The following is an 18,919-nucleotide window of genomic DNA, read 5'->3' as shown; positions in this document are numbered from 1 at the left end:
GGGAGTCATTCCTTTGTATTGCCATAGCGATAGGAAGCATTCGGCGAGTTGTTGGCCATCCCCGCTTGCATTCGACTTGACAGCTTGTTTACAAATGTGACCCGGCTCATCTGGGCGCTCGTAGCGGCGGTTGTCCTCCGGCTGAAAGACAGACGCGATATCAAGTGGTATTTGTTGCATAACTTGCACGACTTTTTGTCTAGCTTTTTTTTGCTAAATTTACAACTATGGGGGAATGTTGACACGTTCACGCCGATCTATGATGCATGGATTACACCCGTTATTCCGGGGTTTCAGAGGTAGAAAAAACAGAGGCGTGAAGGTGGGCAGCGTTGCGGTCCTGTTCGCCCTGCTTCTTTCCTTTTTTCCGGCACTGCCAGCCAGCGCCGCTACTGTTTACCAGATCACCGGCGCGTGGGCTGCCGGCACACCTGCCCAAGTAAAATCCGGGGACGTTCGTCAACGCCGAGTGGCGTGTCAATGTCAACGATGACAAGCCAGCACCGGGCAACGCCCCGGTGGAGAACGTGACCTTCACGGTCACCCTCCAAAACGGTGTGTTCGGAGAACTTCCGGATGTGTGTCTTAGCAATGGCGTCGTACCCCGGTCAACGATTTCCGCTGATGGAAAGACGCTGACGTGCAACCTCGGGACCCGTGAGCAGGGCACGGCCATCGCCGTGCAGACGCCTGTTGTCGCCAACGGTCCCACGGGCAGCCAGCTCTCCGCGACCGGCACCATCGGTGGACAGGCCACAAACCTAAGCCCGATCTCTTTGGTAAGTGAGTTCGGAATGGACATGCGGTGGGGAACCCCTTCGGTGTACCAGGCTCCGACCGAAACCTACCGGGATGTAGATTTCCAGTGGACGCTGAACCTCAACAGAGGCAGTGAACCCGGACCTCAGACCATCGTCTACGACGTCACGTTCAACTCTGCCCAGGCCACCGCTTATGGGGTTGGACCTCAGGCATGCAGCCCCTTCACCGGCGATTGGCCGGCCGACGGCCACCCATGGTCCGGAGGGAACCACCCCGCCGAACAGACGACATCCTTCGTGGACAACTGCACTTTCACCCAGACCGGACCGAATACCTTCCGACTCACGCTGACGGGCATCAACTACAGCCCGGCGTCTGCACCGACTGAAGACTCCACCGGCGCCCGCCTCCCCACGGACCAGGTGGCAGTTGCCTCGGGCTCGATCTGGCTCCGCTTCAACACCACCGCACTGAACGGCGCTATTGACTTGAGCGCCACGGCACCTGCCTATACCTCCACAGCGGGGAACACCGCACAGGACGACCCTTCGAACAACACTTCGTCCAAGTCCTGGGTTGGTCCGGGAATCTATTCCTCTGCACTAGTACGCTCCTACACGGGCAACGGAGGAACCAACTGGGACAATACTTACCGAGTTGCTCCCGGCACGACTGTCAGACAGTACCTGGACACGGCACTGCAACGAAACGTTGCGCGGGCCGATAACCTGCCCGTGGGCATGTGTTCCGCCCTGGACACCCGTTACGTTAGCTACGCCGGACTTGGCCCTTTCACCGAGGGACTCAGCGACAAGGAATTTGCGCCCCCACAGGGAGCAGTCATTGCCTACTACACGGGCAATGCACCTGCATTAGACCCCACAAGCAGCGCTTATGACCCCAATGCTTTCAACTGCGGTGGTGACACAGGTTGGACTACCACAGCTCCGGCTAACCCTGTCGACGTCAAGGCCGTAAGGCTAACCATTTCGCAGGGAGACATCGAAGCCTACTCGAACCTGAGTAATTTCACGATGAATCTGTTGCAGACAATAAAGCCCGAAACACCCGCAGGCACGGATGTCTGGAGCTTTTTCTCAGGCATCATGGACTTCCCGACGGGTTCCACCTGGTCGAATGACACCGGTTGCCTGCAGTCAACAGCTGGGCTTCGGTACCCCTGCACAACGGGTTTCCGCGACCTGCTCCGTGTCGTCACTGCGACACCGGCGATTGAAAAGTCCGCTGACCGCAGTGTCGTCACGGCCGGTGTTCCGGCCACCTTTACATTGGCGTATTCGGCCAACGGCGCGGGAACCATCCCGAAAACTGTTGACAGCTTCCAGCTCATCGACACTCTTCCTGCAGGAATGACGTATGTTCCCGGGTCGGCGTCGCCGGAACCGGTCGTCACAACCAACGGCTCCGGCCAGCAGGTCCTGACGTGGACCATTGATGATGTTGCCACCAACCAGAACCATGCCCTGACGTACCAAGCCGTCGCGGGCACATCCGTCGCCCCGGGGACCACGCTTGAGAACTCCGCAGTGGCCTCGTTCGGCGGTGTAACCACCCGTCCGGCCACCGCTCAGGTGACCACGAGCACTAACGGATACACCTCGATCGGCAAGGCCGCTGATACGCCATTCATTCCGAACGTGAATGGTGACGGTGTGGGCGAGGGTTCCTGGACGGTTACTCTCCGCTCCTTCGATCCGTTGCCGCAGACCTTTACGGACACGATCGATATCCTCCCCTACATCGGGGACGGTCGCGGGACCAGCTACAGCGGAAGCTACGCACTCACGGACGTGACGGCGGTTCCGGGCGCAACGGTCTACTACACCGATGCCGCGCCGGCCACGCTTTCGGATGACCCCAAGGATGCTTCCAACGGGACACCCGGCAACATCACGGGCAACAAGGTCAACTGGTCAACGACCGAGCCGGCCACTGTCACGGCCGTTCGTGTCATCGGCCCGGCGCTGAACCCTGGCGCTGCCCAGGCTTTCACGGTCAAGGTAGCGACCAACGGGGTGCAAGGCGGTGACGTGCTCGTGAACCGGGCACAGGCCCGTGCCGAGCACACCGAGCTGGTCATGCGTACCTCGGCTCCGATTACGGTTGCCAACTACTACTCGGCTTCGCTGAAAAAGTACGTCCAAGGCACCGACGGGCAATGGCATGATGCGAACACGGTCGAGGACTACCCGTCCTACCAGGTTGGTGACAAGGTCCCCTACCGCCTCGTGATCGAAAACACCGGTCAGGGCACCCTGACTGGTTTGAAGGTTCAGGATGACCTGTTTCCTGAAGGTTCGTTCACGGTGAACGAACTGGCAAAGGGCGCCAAGGAAACCCACGAGTTCACGGTCACGCTGACTGGTGGAGGCAACGTCGTGAACACGGCCTGCGGCACCGCGGACGTTCCGGCTGACTCCGGGGTCACCCCCTCGATCAACTGCGACCAGGCAGGCGTCCTGGTCACCAACTACACGGTGGCGAAGACCTCCAATCCTGCCTCCGGTGAGACGGTCCGCCCCGGCGACACCGTCACCTACACCATTGCCGTCACTCAGGAAGGAAGCGCACCGGCAGTAGCGCAGTTCACCGACTCCCTCGTTGATGTCACCGATGACGCTGTGTACAACGGCGATATCGCGGCTTCAATCGGAAACGTGAGCTTGCAGAACGGGATGATCTCTTGGACCGGCACGGTTCCTGTCGGTGAAGTTGCCCTCGTGACGTACTCGGTCACTGTCAAGGATTCGGCCGCGCTGGCAGCAGATGGCAGCTACTTGCTGGCAAATGGGGTACAGAGCCCTGGCTGCGCTGTCGGCGGTTGCCCGCCTGTAAAGAACCCGGTTGCTGACTTCTCCGTCGTCAAGACCTCCGATCCGGCCACGGGTTCGAACGTCAAGACCGGGGACACCATCAAGTACACGGTGACTGTCTCCCAGATTGGCGAAGCCACTTACAGGGGCGCTTCGCTTGTCGATGACCTTTCCGATGTCTTCGATGACGCGAGCTGGAACAATGATCTGACCAGTACGGCCGGGACCGCCTCTTTCGACGCGGCCCAGAAGAAGCTCTCCTGGTCTGGTGATCTCGCGGTGGATCAGGTCGTCACACTCACCTACTCGGTCACGGTGCTCGACCCCGCCAAGTCGGCAGGTAACACCCACCTGCAGAACGTCGTAACCAGCGAAGGCTGTGTTTCGGCCGCAACATGCGGAACGGAACACTTCGCGGCCAGCTACACCACGGTGAAAACGGCTAACCCTGCAGCAGGTACCGATGTTCAGGTCGGGGACACGATCGAATATACGGTCACGGTGACCCAGTCCGGACAGGGCCGAATCACAGGTCAGTTCTTCAACGATGACCTGTCCAAGGTTCTGGACGATGCAACCTTCAACAATGACATCACTGCCTCTGCCGGTAACTTCACATTCACCAATGGTGTGATTGCCTGGACCGGAGATTTGGGTCCGGGGGATGTGGCGACCGTGAAGTATTCGGTCACGGTTACCGCTGCCGGAGACACTGTGCTCGGCAACACGGTGACCTCACCGGGATGTGCGTCGACCAGCCATTGCACCACCGAGCACAAGACAGGCCGGTTCAAGACAGTAAAGACGTCCAACCCGGCGACCGGAAGCTCGGTGAAGGCCGGCGACACCATTGATTACACTGTCACGGTCTCCCAGATCGGTGAAGGCGCCGTCAAAAACGCCTCCTTCAGCGATGACCTGACCGCGGTGCTCGATGACGCTACCTGGCACGATAACCTCAAGTTCGAAGGCGGCCAGGCCACGTACACGAAGCCGGTCCTGAAGTGGACAGGTGACCTCTCCGTCGGTCAAGCCATCAAGGTTACGTATTCGGTAACGGTGACCGGCGCAGGAGATCAGACCCTGACGAACGTCGTAACCAGCCCTGGTTGCGTCCAGACGGCGGACTGCACCACGACCCACCTCGTGGGTGGTTACACGGTCTCGAAGACCTCCGACCCGGCCAACGGTTCGGTCGTCAAGGCCGGAGACAAGATCACCTACACCGTTCAGGTCCACCAGACGGGCCCGGGCTCTGTAACCGGCGCTGTTGCCATCGATGACCTCTCCAAGGTCCTCGATGATGCAACCTACAACGATGACGCTGCAGCTTCGGCAGGCAACGTCGGAATTGATAAGGACGCACGGAAGCTGACCTGGACCGGCAACCTGGCCGTGGGTGAGGTCGTGACCATCACGTACTCGATCAAGACCAGCGCACTGGGCACCGGTGACGGGACACTGACCAACGTTGTCACCCCTGGCATCGGCGGGATCTGCGTACCGGCCCAGGACCAGAACGCAGACTGCACCACAACCCACACGGTGCGTGACATCGTTCCGGTAGTTCAGGACCCTGCTGGTCCTCCACAGCCGGTAGCCAGTGCCCCATCACCGCTGGCTCAGACCGGCGTCAATGTCCTGGCCGGGGTCTTCGTAGCGTTGATCCTTCTGTCCTTCGGATTCTTCCTCCTGATGTTCCGTAGGAAGCGAAACAAGGAAGGCGCAGCCAGCTAAATATCTAGAGTGATTGAAACGCTCTCGGGCGGTAAGAGGAGGGGCCCCAAGCTGTAGCAGCTGGGGGCCCCTCCCCTTGTCTTGTCCTGGCGGAATGTGCGACAGTGTCCCGCGGGAACGCGGCTGACGGTCAGCCCCAAAACGCACCGAGTGCCTGACCCGAAGATTTTCTGCTTTCGCGCGTCACGATCGGAACTGGCAACCGTATACACAGTGGAAGGGTTCAGGCCTGGGGCGGAACAGCGGGCGGACTCAGCAAAACGCCGATAACGGTTGCCCTCAAAGTTCACCATCCCCGGGTAGAAGGCATGGAAACGGTTGGAGGTGATGGAGGAACGGGTGCAGTTCTTGAAGTGCACGCTGCTCTTTCCCCAAGGAAATACGTTGTTGGCGGAAACCAGCAGGCCCATGTGGCCTTCGGCGAATATGGAGAAGCCCACGTAGCCGGCGCCGATAAGGTTGTCCGTGACCTTCGAAGCCTGGCCTGAACCGGTCAGCTCGATGCAGCTGCCGCACTCGGCGAGGAAGTTGCCGCTGACGCTCAGGGCATCGGTGTCCTTCACAACAAGGCCACGCTCGAGGTAGACCATCCCCATGCCTTCAATCCGGCAGGCATCGTTTGCTGAATCGAACCGGATTCCGGTCTTGCCGTTGACGTAGGAATTCTCGTTGGAGCCGAAGGACACCCCGTCTAGGCAGAAGTTCTGGAACACGACGGAGCTGAGCCGCGGATCACCGGTGCGGTAGACGCGGAATGCCTCCGCGTTGCCGTCCGTGTTCTCCACCCGTACGCGGCTGCCGCCGGGGTAGATTTCATGCCAGCTCGAAGTGTTTCCGGCGTTGTAGCGGATGCTGCTGGAGGTGAAGCCGTGCCCCGAGCCGCGGATGGTCAGGAAGCTGACGTCCACGTTGACCCGGGTCTTCAAGGAGTAGTCTCCCGGCGGAATGTATATCACCGCCCCCGGCTTGGAGGACTGGCTGGTCTGCTGGGACTTCACATCGGCAATGATGCTGTTGATGATGAGGCCGATGTCGTTGTAGGGGGTTGCTGAGGGATTCCTTGGGACGGACCAGGCGGTGACGTCATAAACCGTTGGCAATGCTGATACTCCTCGCTTCGTTGGGGGAAATGCCTGCTGGCGATGGTTTGGGACCTGTCAGAGCACCCCGATGAGGTGGCGGTGGCCCGGGGCGCTGCCTGCAGCGTCGAGATGCGGCGCGGTAGCCTGCACATCGGCAGTGGCAGGTTGCCCGGCCAGGAACAGGCCAACGGCAAGCGCGGCCAGGGACGCCGAACCGGCGCGAAGCACCTCGCGCCGCCCGGGTTGCATGGATGAAAAGCGCACGTAAAACTCCTTTGTCGAAAATGATGGGGAGCGGGACCGCCCGGGGAGGCAATACTTCGCGAAAATGAGGTTAGATTTGCCAAAGTTGCCAAAACCGTTTTTCAAGAGCGGTTGGGCTTCACGTTAGGGCCGCCGGACGGACGGCGTCAATAGAAACTTCTCTTCAAAGTGACGCTTGACACGCACGCCGGCCTGGTTCTACTGTGAGTGCCAAGTCGTTTTGGCAAAACGATTTTGCACCCCAAATCGTTCTCACCACTTCCGTTCGAGAGAAAGTGAGTCGACAGAGATGTCCACTCGTACATTCATCAGCAGACTCGCCGTCGGCGGCATCTGCACCGCCGTCGCACTGTCTGCTACCGCCTGCGGCGCAGGGGGCCCGGCGACCACGTCGGGAAGCGCTGGCACCAACACCGTCAACGTCCTGGTCGAAGCCGGCGGGCACGCCGTGCTCACCGGCGTCGCCGAACAGTGCAAGCAGAACGCCGGCGTCGACGTGAACTTCGTCGAACTGCCCTACGACGGCATGTTCAACCGGCTCTCCAGCGAATTCTCCTCCGGCAACGTCTCCTTCGACGTCGCTGCCCTGGACTCGGTCTGGCTGCCCAGCTTCAAGGACGCCGTCCAGCCCATCGACGAAATCTTCACCGACGAGGCCAAGAAGGACATTTTCCCGTCCCTGGTCAAGGAAGCCAACGTGGACGGGCACTTCATCGGCCTGCCCGCCTGGACCAACGCCGAGATCATCCTCTACCGCAAGGACCTGTTCGAGGACACCAAGAACAAGGCCGACTTCCAGGTCAAGTACGGCTACGAACTCGCTGCCCCCACCACCTGGAAGCAGTACCAGGACATCTCCGAGTTCTTCACCAAGGACGGCATCTACGGCACGGACGTCAAGGGCGGCGTCGAAACCGAATGGCTGGCCCACGTCCTGCAGGCCGGCTCACCCATGGTCCTGGACGGCGACAAGGTGGTCATCGACAACGCCGCCCACAAGGAAGCCCTGGACTTCTACGTCAGCCTCGTCAAGGACGCCCCCTCCGGCGCAGCCCAGGTGGACTGGGCCGCCGCGCAGAACCTGTTCAACCAGGGCAAGACGGCGATGACCCGCTTCTGGGCCCACGCCTACCGGCAGATTCCCGCGGACTCAGCGGTGGCCGGCAAGGTGGGCGCGGCCCCCATGATCGCCGGATCCGCCGGAATTGGCGGCGTTCCCGGCCCCTGGTACCTGACCGTCCCGAAGGCCACCAAGAACACCGAGGCCGCCAAGAAGTTCGTCCAGTGCGCCTATGACTACAACGACAAAGGCATCGAGTCCAACCTCGGCCTGGCATCTCGCATCTCAGCTTTCGAGAAGTACCAGGACAAGGAAGGCTACGAAAGCTTCGGCCCGCTGATCGAAACCCTCAACGGAGAAGCCACCGCCACCCGCCCCGCCACCGAGAAGTGGCAGCAGATCGTCGACACCGTCCTGGTCCCCATGCTGCAGAAGGCCGTGGCCGGCGGTGACTCCGCCACCCTCCTCGCCGACGCCAAGAAGCAGATCGAGGACCTCCTCAAGTAAAAGCCCCCGCGGCCGGCACCCGGAAAAACGCCGGTGCCGGCCGCGGCCCCCAACCAGCGGAAGAGAAAACCGTGCGCATCTCCGATCGCCGCTTCGCCCTGTTCCTGATGGCCCCGGCGGCCCTGTTCCTGACAGTCTTCGTGGCCTTCCCGCTGTTCCGCCTCATCGCGGACAGCTTCTTCAAAATCTCCCCGATCGCAGGCGGCCCCCGCGACTTCGTGGGCCTGGACAACTACGTCCGGGCCTTCGCCTCCGAGGCCTTCAACGGCGCCGGCTGGCGCACCCTGGCGTACACCCTGATCGTGGTGACCCTCGAGTTCGCGCTCGGCCTGGGAATGGCCCTGTTGTTCACCATGCTCGGCAGCAGTTCCCAGATCTGGCGAACCGTGTTTATGTATCCGCTGATGATCGCCCCGATCGTCGCCGGCCTGCTGTGGAAGTTCCTGATGATCGACAACTTCGGCCTCATCGGAACCCTCCTGCACCAGGCGGGCATCCTGTCCAACCCCAACCAGATCGGCTGGCTGTCCGATCCCGGAATCGTGCTCTACTCGGTGGCCATCCCGGATATCTGGCTCACCACGTCGTTTATGTGCCTGGTGCTCTTCGCTGGCCTGCAGAACATCCCCGGTGACCTCATTGAGGCGGCACGGCTGGACGGCGCGCGCGCACCGGCCCTGCTGTTCCGGATCATCCTTCCGCTGCTGCGTCCCGTTATCGCCGTGGCCCTGGTGGTCCGCGGCATCGACGCGGCCAGGGCGTTCGACACCATCCTCATCCAGACCAATGGCGGCCCGCAGTCCGCCTCGGAAACCATGAGCCTGCTGATCTACCGGACCATGATCCGCTTCGGCGATCCGGGACTGGCCAGCGCCATGGGCACCATCTACCTGCTGGCGATGCTCGCCGTCGCGTTCGTCGCGGTGACCACCATCTGGCGGCCAGGAAAGGACACCTGATGCGCGTCGCCGAAAGAATTAAGCACGACGGCGGGACCCCGGCCAAGGCGGCCGCGGCACCTTCGCTGCCGCCCGCCGTCGTACGTCCCCGGAAGCGCCGCGGTGTCAACCGGGAAGGCCTTGAGGCGGGCCGCCGAAGCACCCGGACGCTGCTGTGGATCCTCCTGGCCGCGGCCATGGTGCTGTACGGGTTCCCGTTTCTCTACCTGCTGTTCACGTCCTTCAAGACGCCGATCGACACCATCGCGGTGCCGCCCACCATCCTCCCCAAGGAATGGACGCTGGAGAACTACACGAACGCGCTGGGCCGCATCGGTGTCCTGGCCTCCTTCATCAACAGCATCCAGACGGCGATCATCAGCACGGTGCTGTCCCTGGTCCTGGCGGTACCGGCGGCCTACGGCATCACCCGGTACAAGACCCTCAGCGGGAGGATCTTCATCATGGCCGCCCTGGTGACCCGCATGGTCCCGCCGGTGGCGATCGGCATTCCGTTGGCGTCGATGATGGGGACCCTGGGTCTGTCCGATACCCCGATCGCCCTGTCCATCGCGCACACCACCATCTCGTTGCCGCTCTCCATCTGGCTGATGTCCAGCTTCTTCGAAGCTGTGCCGAAAGACCTGGAGGAAGCGGCCACCGTGGACGGCTGCAGCAGGCTTGGTGCCCTGTGGCGGGTGGTGATCCCGGTGGTCTCCGGCGGCATCGCCGTCACCGCGATCTTCGCCTTCCTGGCCTCCTGGAACGAGTTCCTTTTCGCGCTCCTGATGACGGCGATCCGTTCCCAGACCACGCCTGTGGTGATCGCCAATTTCCAGACCCAGTTCGGCCTGGACTGGGGCTCCATGACGGCGCTGGCCGCCGTGTACTCCATCCCGGTCATCCTCCTGACCCTGCTCCTGCAGCGTAAGATCGTCGCCGGCATGACGCTCGGCGCGGTCAAGGGCTGAGAACTTGATGAGCAACCGGAACATTGGGATCAAGGACGTGGCCGTCGCCGCGGGCGTGTCCGTGACAACTGTCTCCCACGTCCTCAACGACGTTGCCTACGCCCGGGTCAGCCCGGAAACCCGGGACAAGGTCCGGACCGCCGCCGAGGAACTGGGCTACGGCCCCAACCGGTTGGCCCAGGCCCTGCGCACCCAGCGCACCGGCATGCTGGGGCTGGTCAGCGAGGATATCGCCACCACCCCGCACGCCGGCCGGATCATCCTCGGCGCTGACGAGGCCGCCAAAGCCCGGGGCTACAACCTGATGATCATCAACACCTCCGGCTCGGCCAGCCTCGAATCGCGGCAGGCCGACGTCGGGGCCCTCCTGGAACGCCGGGTGGACGGCATCCTCTATGCCACCATGTACCACCGCGCGGTGGAACTGCCGGCCAACCTCGCCACCGTGCCGTCCGTCCTGGTGGACTCCGTGCCCACCGGCGGCAACATCACGGCGGTCATCCCGGACGAGGAAGGCGGTGCACGTGCCGCCGTCGGAGCGCTCCTTGAAGCGGGCCATATCCGGATCGGGTTCCTCAACAACACCGACGACGTTCCGGCGACCCGCCAGCGGCTCCAGGCCTTCCGGGACATGCTGGACGAGGCAGGGCTCGACGGCGGCGCGGCACCTGTCGAGTCAGCGGTCTCCGAGGTGCACGGCGGCTACGAGGCGGCCTGGCGGATGCTGTCCCGCGAGGACAGGCCTACGGGCCTGTTCTGCTACAACGACCGGATGGCGATGGGCGCCTACCGCGCCGCCTCCGAACTGGGACTGAGCATCCCGGGCGACCTGTCCGTCGTCGGCTTCGATGACCAGGAACTCATCGCCGCCAACTTCAACCCCGGACTCACCACCGTGGCCCTGCCCCACTACGAGATGGGCGCCTGGGCCACCGACCACCTGATCGACGCCATCGAGGGTAAGACCGATCTTGCCCTCATGGCACTCCCCCCGACCATCCTGGGCTGCCCCCTGGTGCGCCGCGATTCCGTCGTGGCTCCCCGGCGGTAAGCAACCCTTCACCTTCCCAAGAGGAACGCCACCCATATGTCCAGCAGCCTTGACGCACTCCCGGAAACAGCCACCGCCTCTGCCGGGACGGCCAGGTTCCGGCCCGCCATCCACTTCACGGCAAGGGATACCTGGCTGAACGATCCCAACGGCCTGGTCTACTACGGCGGCCTCTACCACCTGTTCTTCCAGAACAACCCCTACGGCAGTGTCTGGGGCAACATGTCCTGGGGCCATGCCACCTCGACGGATCTGCTGCACTGGACCGAACATCCCGTTGCCATTGCCTGCGACGAGGCCGAGGACGTCTTCTCCGGCAGCATGGTGGTGGACCACGGCAACGCCTCCGGTTTCGGCACGGCCGACGAGCCCGCCCTGGTAGCCATCTACACCAGCGCCTTCAAGGCGGGGTCCGAGCACAGCGGCACCCAGGCCCAGTCCCTGGCCTACAGCACGGACGCCGGCATGACGTGGCGGAAATACGAGGGAAACCCCGTCCTCACCCGGAACTCCGAGCACTTCCGTGACCCGAAAGTCTTCCGGTACGAGGGGGATTTCGGTGCCTGCTGGATCATGGTGGCCGTCGAGGCGCAGCAGCAGAAGGTGGTCTTCTACCGTTCGGACAACCTCAAGACCTGGGACTTCCTCAGCGACTTTGGCCCAGCCAACGCCGACCAGGGGGAGTGGGAGTGCCCTGACCTCTTTCCCCTGCCGGTGGACGGGGATCCGGACAACATCAAGTGGGTGTTGATCGTCAACGTGAACCCCGGTGCGGTGGCGGGAGGGTCCGGCGGCCAGTACTTCATCGGACAGTTCGACGGCGTTCGTTTCGTTCCCGACGCCGGCTCGCTGGCGGCGCCTTCCGGGGTCAGCGCCCTGGGTGATTCCGCCGCGGCAGCCGCCGCCCTGCAACAGTGCCTGTGGCTCGACTGGGGGCGCGACTGCTACGCGTCAGTGTCCTTCAGCAACGTCCCGGACGGCCGGCGCATCATCATCGGGTGGATGAACAACTGGGACTACGCCAACCAGCTGCCCACCGCACCGTGGCGTTCGTCGATGACCCTTGCGCGCGCGGTGCGGCTTACCGCGGTCAACGGTTCCGTACGCGTGGTCCAGGAACCGGTACTCGGTGGTCCCGCGGCTGACGAGCAGACGACCTTTGGCCTGCTTGAATTGCGTGACTCCGCCGTCCGTTTGCCTGATGCGGTGCCCGGCAATGCGCAGGTGATCGAGGCCGAGATCCTGCCCGGAGACGCCGAACACGTGGCGTTCCATTTGTTCGGGAATGAGGACGGGAGTTCGGAGACCGTACTGAGCTACAACTCCGCGACCGGCCGCCTCATCCTGGACCGTCGGCGCTCAGGCGACACCGAATTCCATCCGAAGTTCGCTTCGGCGGAGTCAGCCCCGCTGGTCCTGGACAACGGCGCACTCAAGCTGCAGATCGTCGTCGACCATTGCTCGGTGGAGGTGTTCGCGCAGGACGGCAAGGTGGTCCTGACCGACCTTGTTTTCCCCGAACAGGGCAGCGCCGGGAACCGGCTGGCCGTGACCGGCGGGCCGGCAACCGTCCGCACGCTCACCGTCACGACACTTCGCTAGAACAACCGACAGGCACAGGAAAGGTCTCAAAATGCCACCAGTCCAGCACCCCGGAGATGAACCCGCATCGGGCTTTGACGTGGTTGTTGTGGGTGAAGCCCTCGTAGACATCGTTGTCTCGCCCGGAGGCACTGTGGAGCATCCCGGCGGCTCGCCGGCCAATGTTGCCTACGGGCTCCGACGGCTTGGTGTGGCCACCGGGTTGCTGACCTCGATCGGCGACGACCACCATGCTCGGTCCATCGAAAGGCACCTGGGCAGTGCCGGCGTCGGCCTTTCGCCTGGGTCCTTCCGCCCGGGCCGAACCGCCACCGCGACGGCGACCCTGGCCTCCGATGGTTCGGCGCAGTATGACTTCGAGATCCGCTGGGACCTCCCGCGGGTTGCGCCGGCCACGCTGCCCAAAATCCTGCACACCGGCTCGATCGCCACGTTTTTGGCCCCGGGAGCCTCGGTGGTCCGGGAACTGCTCGAGCAATCGCATCAGCGCTGCATGGTCACCTACGATCCGAACATCCGTCCCGCGCTGCTCGGCAGCCAGGCCGAGGCCGTGGCGGTCTTCGAGGAGCTTGTCCCATTCACGGAGGTGGTCAAACTCAGTGACGAGGATGCACGCTGGCTCTACCCCCGGCTCAGCCTTGAGGAGGTCTCGCAGCGGGTGCTCGGACTCGGGCCGGAACTCGTTGCCGTCACTCGGGGAGGGGAGGGGTCGCTGCTGACGACCCGTAGCGCGCGGGTGGCGGTACCGGCGGTGCCGTCCGCCGTCGTCGACACCATTGGGGCCGGCGACTCGTATATGTCCGCACTGGTCTACGGACTCCTGACGCGCGGCGCGGACGGGCTGGCGCCTGCGGTGCTGGAGTCGCTGGGCCGGATGGCGGCCAAGGCAGCGGCCATAACCGTCCGCCGCGCCGGCGCCCAACCGCCGTGGTTGGAAGAACTCCGGGACGACCTGCCAGAGCACCTGCCCGTGGCTCCGTAAACTCTGGCCGCGAAACTCTAAGATCAAGGGAAGAAGCTATGCTAAGCAACAACCGCTACGACGTGACCGACTGGCCTGTCGGCAACCCGGCCAAGGACCTCGGCGAAGTCATCAACAGCATCATCGCGGACATCAAGGAACGGCAGTCTGTCGCCGATGTGAATGACGGAGGAAAGCCCGGCGCGGTGATTCACATTCCGCCGGGGGACTACCACCTCCGCACGCAGGTGCTGATCGACGTCAGTTTCCTGCGAATTGAGGGCTCGGGGCACGGGTTTACGTCGTCGAGCATCCGGTTCAACGTTCCCGAAGACGAATGGCCGGACCTGCATGAGCTGTGGCCCGGCGGCAGCCGCGTCATCGTGGACCTGCCGGTTGGCGACGGGGAGGCCCAGGGGGCTGCCTTCTATGTCGAGCGGAGCGGAAGCCCACGGATCAGCTCGGTGGAGTTCGCCAACTTTTGCATCGACGGGCTGCACTTCGTCGCGGACGGCTCCGGCTTGCCCGCCGAGAACACCTACGTGAACGGCAAGACCGGCATCTACGTTGCCAGTGCCAACGACTCTTTCCGGGTCACGGACATGGGGTTCATCTACCTGGAGAACGCCCTCACCATCCACAAAGCCGACGCGCTGTCCATCCACCACAACTTCATCGCCGAATGCGGAAGCTGCATCGAGCTGCGCGGCTGGGGGCAGGCATCAAAGATCACCGACAACTTGGTGGGGGCAGGCCCTAAAGGCCACTCGATTTATGCCGAGAACCACGGCGGGCTGCTGGTCACCGCGAACAATATCTTTCCGCGCGGTTCCAGCAGCGTCCGCTTCAAAGGAGTTACGCGGTCCAGCATCACCAACAACCGGCTGCATTCGTTCTACCCGGGGATGGTGGTCCTCGAGGAGAACAGTTCTGAAAACCTCGTGGCCACGAACCACCTCCTCCGCGACCACGAGCCCTGGACGCCGTTCTTTGGAGTCGATAACGGGCTGGACGACCTGACCGGGCTCCTGTCTGTCAGCGGCAGCAACAACTCGGTGATTGGCAACCACTTCTCTGAAGTCATTGACTCGAAGACCATCCGTCCCGCGGGCGCGGAGCCGGTCATCATCCGTCTGATCGAGGGGACCGGAAACTTCGTCTCCAACAACCACGTGGTGGCACTGGATGTTGACTCCAAATCCAGCGACTCCTGCTTCGAGTCGCAGGTGGATGCCCTGCTGGCCACCGGTTCTTCGGATGGCCTCACGGTTACGGCCGTGCTCGTGGATCCTGCGTCAACCCGGAACACCATCCTCGACTCCGGAACCGACGCGCAGGTTAGTGCGGACCGGGCCGTCAACGCCGTTCGCCCCAATCCCACGGTAGGTTTCTAGGAGGCACCTAAGGACGTGGGAGACGGATGAGCACCAAGAACATCGGGATCAAGGACGTAGCCCAGGCCGCCGGGGTGTCGGTGACCACCGTCTCCCACGTGCTCAATGACGTTGCCTATGCCCGCGTGCGTCCCGAAACAAAAGAAAAGGTCCGGGCCGCCGCCGAACAGCTCGGTTACGAGCCCAACCGCCTGGCCCAGGCTTTGCGGACGCAGCGGACCGGGATGCTGGGGCTGCTGAGCGAGGACATCGCGACGACGCCCCACGCGGGCCGGATCATCCTGGGCGCAGACGAAGCCGCCAGGCGCCGCGGCTACAATCTGATGATCATCAACACCTCCGCCTCCGCCAGCCTGGAATCGCGCACGACGGACGTCCAGGCCCTGCTCGAGCGCCAGGTGGACGGCATCCTCTACGCCACCATGTACCACCGCAACGTGGAGCTGCCCGCGAACCTGGGCACCATCCCGTCGGTCCTGGTTGACTCCGTGTCCACCGGCAAGAACATCACCGCGGTGGTTCCGGACGAGGAACGCGGTGCCCGGACTGCCGTCACAGCCCTCCTGGACGCCGGCCACACGAAAATTGGTTTCCTGAACAACACCGACGACGTCCCGGCAACACGCCTGCGCCTCCAGGGCTTCCGGGCAACGCTGGCGGAAGCAGGGCTCGACGGCGGCACCGCACCTGTCGAGGCTGAAGCCTCCGAAGTGCAGGGCGGCTACGAGGCAGCCCTGCGGATATTGGACCGTGCTGACAGGCCCACCGCCTTGTTCTGCTACAACGACCGCATGGCCATGGGCGCCTACCGGGCCGCGGCCGAACTGGGACTCACCATCCCTGACGACCTGTCCATCGTGGGGTTCGACGACCAGCAACTTATCGCCGCCAACCTCCATCCCGGCCTCACCACCGTCGCCCTACCGCACTACGAGATGGGCGCCTGGGCCACAGAGCAACTCATCGACGCCATAGAAGGTAAGACCGATCTGGGTCAGACTGCGGCCAAGCCGACCATCTTGGACTGCCCGCTGGTGCCCCGCAATTCGGTGGCTCAGCCTTCCGGTGGTTGAGCCTGTCGAAACATGCAAGTACCATCCCTGCCGGCAAACGAGTAACCGCTACTGGTGAATCCCAAGAGAGTTTACTCGTACAAACGTTTGCTTAGAAGGCGCCTTCGCCGTTCCATAAAGCTTCTATGCGCTCCAACCATATGCAGCCGGCCGCGGAGTTATCGGCCTGCTCAACCAGGCCTGTAATCCGCTGAACGCGTCTAATGACGGACTGGGTCATCAGCGCCGATAACGGAGATTCTGTAAAGCTGGGGGAGTGGTTTTGCCAGTCCTCCACCTTCAGGCGAGGCTGAGTACCGGTGCCTGCCTCGTCTTCCTTATGCCGCCGGTAGAGATCTCACGCCACATCTTGCCGCGGGGAAGTCTTCCGCGCCATCGACTGACACGGCTGTCAGTAGGCCTGATTCTCCCAAAACGGGGGTTCTCAATCCGCTTCCACTTCGGTGCTTTTAACGCCGGTAACGGATACTCCGGTAAGTAGCCGTCGCGTTAGGTCCTAGGGAGCAGAAACGACAGGGTTGGCTTTCTGGTCCTCCGGTCAAGGAGATTATGGAGTACGAACGCTGGCGAGAGGATAGAGCGAACTTCCGCTTTACGGACAGTGCTCAAAGCTAATCGCAGACCCCACCCTGACAGTCCGATGCAACGAAACCTGGGGTAGGGAAGTTCGAGAACAGTCGATATAGGCCAAACAATCTGGACTGGATGACATCCCCTTGTGGCAAGTGCGGCTAAGTCACATGCTGCGACTGGCGGGCGTCTGAAAACAAGCTGTGAGCTTCGTCCACAAGCCAAGTCCTCCCTTGTCAGGTGCCCCTACCGTCAGGTTGGGGTGTATTCCAAGCTGATGGCGAAGAGCCAAGGCGCGGAACCACCGTTGCGTCGCCTAGGGCTTGGTTAGGCTCCTTCGGCTGGGGGGCCGCTCCTTATAGCGCGGAAGGCGGGCGGGACCATCAGGTCCTGCCCGCCTTCGTGTACGTAGATGCGGCTACTCTACAGGGGCGTTGCCGGCGTTGGCTCTGGCAGCCTTACTCATTTGGAACTGGGGAATTTCCTCGGGGTTGGGTCCGCCGCGGAATTTGGGGGAGGGGTCCTGTCCCTCGCTGAGCCGCTGAATTTCCTGCCCTTCAAAAACTTCTTCCTTGCCGAGCATGATGGCGGAGTCGTGATTGGTGATCTCGCCCTTGAACGCCCGCAGCATGACGCTGCGGTCGAACTGGCCTTCCCATTTGGACACAACGAACGTGGCAACGCAGTTGCCGAGCAGGTTGACGACCACTCGCATGGAGTCCATGAGCCGGTCGGCGCCGAGGAGAAGCGCGACGCCAGCTACGGGGAAGATGCCCAGCGCCGCTGCGGTTGCCGAAAGGGCAAGGAAGGAGGACCCGGGAACACCGGCCATCCCCTTTGATGTCAAAAGCAGGACGCCGAGGGCTGCGAGTTGCTGGCCGAGGTCCAGGTTATGGCCGAAGGCCTGTGCTAGGAACAGCAGCGAGATGGACAGGTAGATCGCCGCCCCGTCCAGGTTGAACGAGTAGCCGGTGGGGACCACCAGGCCGGTGGTGGCGCGGGAGCAGCCTGCGTTGGTCAGCTTGGTCATGATGCGCGGCATCACCGCTTCGGTGGACGCCGTACCGAGGGCCAGCAGGAACTCTTCCCGGGTGTATTTCAGGAACGGCCATAGGGGCACCCGTGCGGTTGCCCAGGCCACAATGAACAGCAGACCGATGAAGACTATGGCTGCTCCGTAGCAGGCGGCGATAAGCAGTGCGTAGGTGCTAAGTGTGCTGAGTCCGTACTGGCCGATAATGAAGGCCATTGCACCGAAAGCGCCGATAGGCGCCACCTTCATGATCCAGGACATGATCTTGAAGATCAGTTCCAGAACGGTTTCCATGAGGCTGATGACCGGCATGCAGCGCTGGCGGCCGATAACCACGATGGCCGCCCCGAAGAATACGGAGAAGAACAGCACCTGCAGGAGGCTGTTGCTTGCGAAAGCCCCGATCACGCTGGCCGGAATGACATCCAAAATAAAGGAGGCGGCATCCTTCGGCGCGGCCGAGCCGGTCTTTGCATCAAGGTCAGCCTGGGACAGGGTGGCCGGATCAATGTTTAGGCCGGCACCGGGTTGCACGATGTTGCCCACCACCAGACCGAATACCAGGGCGAACAATGTCGCTGCCGTGAAATAGACAAGGGCTTTGACCCCTACCCTTCCAACCGCTTTGACGTCGCCAACGGCTGAGATTCCGGTGACAATCACCAGGAAGATCAGCGGCGCGATGATCATCTTGATGAGTTTGATGAAGCCATCTCCGAGCGGCCTCAGTTGTGATCCGAGGTCCGGCCAGAAATGTCCGATGAGGACACCTGCCACGACGGCGATCAGAATCTGGAAGAAGAGCGACTTATACAGCGGCTTCCTCTTCGCGGGCACCGAACTCGCCTTCAGTGCCTCAGGGTTGGGGATCTTCATTGACCTTCACCTATCAAATGGGTTGGGGACGCTCCGGAAATACGGAGCCTTAGGCCAAAAGTAACCCCGATCACCTAGTTTCCACAAGAGGAAATACGATTTCCGCATAGTGGAACGGGAAAACTCGTTTATGACTGTCCTGCTCCACCAACCTCATGTTCTTTCTGGGATGTAGAAGGAATTCTCCGTGCTGGCACAGCTAGT

The 18,919-nt window shown here is 62.4% G+C and carries 12 protein-coding genes; 9 read left to right on the top strand and 3 right to left on the bottom strand.

Translation table 11 applies throughout. The features are described 5' to 3' along the window. Nucleotides 1-578 precede the first annotated feature (578 nt). Entirely contained in the window at nt 579-5,333 is a 4,755-nt protein-coding gene (locus tag FDW81_RS17080; RefSeq protein WP_138135404.1) for an isopeptide-forming domain-containing fimbrial protein, read from the top strand. On the opposite strand, the gene FDW81_RS17075 is transcribed toward FDW81_RS17080, so the two are convergent. Together FDW81_RS17075 and FDW81_RS17070 are read right to left on the bottom strand one after the other, a co-directional pair. After that, complete coding sequence (locus FDW81_RS17075; RefSeq protein WP_240720390.1) at nt 5,330-6,433, bottom strand: NosD domain-containing protein; 1,104 nt, start codon at nt 6,431-6,433, stop codon at nt 5,330-5,332. The two genes, FDW81_RS17080 and FDW81_RS17075, sit on opposite strands and share 4 nt — an antisense overlap. 57 nt (nt 6,434-6,490) lie before the next feature. Next, entirely contained in the window at nt 6,491-6,679 is a 189-nt protein-coding gene (locus tag FDW81_RS17070) for a hypothetical protein (protein WP_138135403.1), read from the bottom strand. Between the two features lie 289 nt (nt 6,680-6,968). Here FDW81_RS17070 and FDW81_RS17065 point away from each other — a divergent pair, with 289 nt between their 5' ends. The 8 genes from FDW81_RS17065 (at nt 6,969) to FDW81_RS17030 (ending at nt 16,236) form a co-directional block, all read left to right on the top strand. Then, nucleotides 6,969-8,246 carry an ABC transporter substrate-binding protein gene (locus tag FDW81_RS17065; RefSeq protein ID WP_138135402.1) on the top strand — a complete coding sequence of 426 codons (1,278 nt, stop codon included), beginning with the start codon at nt 6,969-6,971 and terminating at the stop codon, nt 8,244-8,246. A gap of 71 nt (nt 8,247-8,317) precedes the next feature. After that, nucleotides 8,318-9,205 (top strand): carbohydrate ABC transporter permease, encoded by an 888-nt coding sequence (locus FDW81_RS17060; protein ID WP_138135401.1) that lies wholly within the window; start codon nt 8,318-8,320, stop codon nt 9,203-9,205. Continuing rightward, nucleotides 9,205-10,155: a carbohydrate ABC transporter permease gene (locus FDW81_RS17055; protein ID WP_138135400.1), complete on the top strand. Its 951-nt coding sequence runs from the start codon at nt 9,205-9,207 to the stop codon at nt 10,153-10,155. Before FDW81_RS17060 ends, FDW81_RS17055 begins: the two co-directional genes overlap by 1 nt. Nucleotides 10,156-10,162: 7 nt before the next feature. Continuing rightward, entirely contained in the window at nt 10,163-11,206 is a 1,044-nt protein-coding gene (locus FDW81_RS17050) for a LacI family DNA-binding transcriptional regulator (RefSeq protein ID WP_138135399.1), read from the top strand. 36 nt (nt 11,207-11,242) lie between these two features. Then, nucleotides 11,243-12,808 (top strand): glycoside hydrolase family 32 protein, encoded by a 1,566-nt coding sequence (locus FDW81_RS17045; protein WP_138135398.1) that lies wholly within the window; start codon nt 11,243-11,245, stop codon nt 12,806-12,808. Between the two features lie 31 nt (nt 12,809-12,839). Continuing rightward, nucleotides 12,840-13,790, top strand: a complete 951-nt coding sequence (locus tag FDW81_RS17040) for a carbohydrate kinase (protein ID WP_138135397.1) — start codon at nt 12,840-12,842, stop codon at nt 13,788-13,790. Nucleotides 13,791-13,828: 38 nt separating this feature from the next. After that, nucleotides 13,829-15,163 (top strand): NosD domain-containing protein, encoded by a 1,335-nt coding sequence (locus FDW81_RS17035; RefSeq protein WP_138135396.1) that lies wholly within the window; start codon nt 13,829-13,831, stop codon nt 15,161-15,163. Between the two features lie 26 nt (nt 15,164-15,189). After that, on the top strand, nt 15,190-16,236 hold the full coding sequence (locus tag FDW81_RS17030) for a LacI family DNA-binding transcriptional regulator (protein ID WP_138135395.1): 1,047 nt from the start codon (nt 15,190-15,192) through the stop codon (nt 16,234-16,236). Between the two features lie 988 nt (nt 16,237-17,224). Here the strand turns inward: FDW81_RS17030 and FDW81_RS17025 are convergent. Then, nucleotides 17,225-18,715 (bottom strand): cation:dicarboxylate symporter family transporter, encoded by a 1,491-nt coding sequence (locus FDW81_RS17025; protein ID WP_138135394.1) that lies wholly within the window; start codon nt 18,713-18,715, stop codon nt 17,225-17,227. Nucleotides 18,716-18,919 lie beyond the last annotated feature (204 nt).

Origin of the sequence: Pseudarthrobacter sp. NamB4, from assembly GCF_005796185.1 — a bacterium.
Classification (GTDB): Bacteria; Actinomycetota; Actinomycetes; order Actinomycetales; family Micrococcaceae; genus Arthrobacter.
The sequence above is the reverse complement of the archived record's forward strand: the minus strand, read 5'-3'. Positions and strand labels throughout refer to the sequence as shown.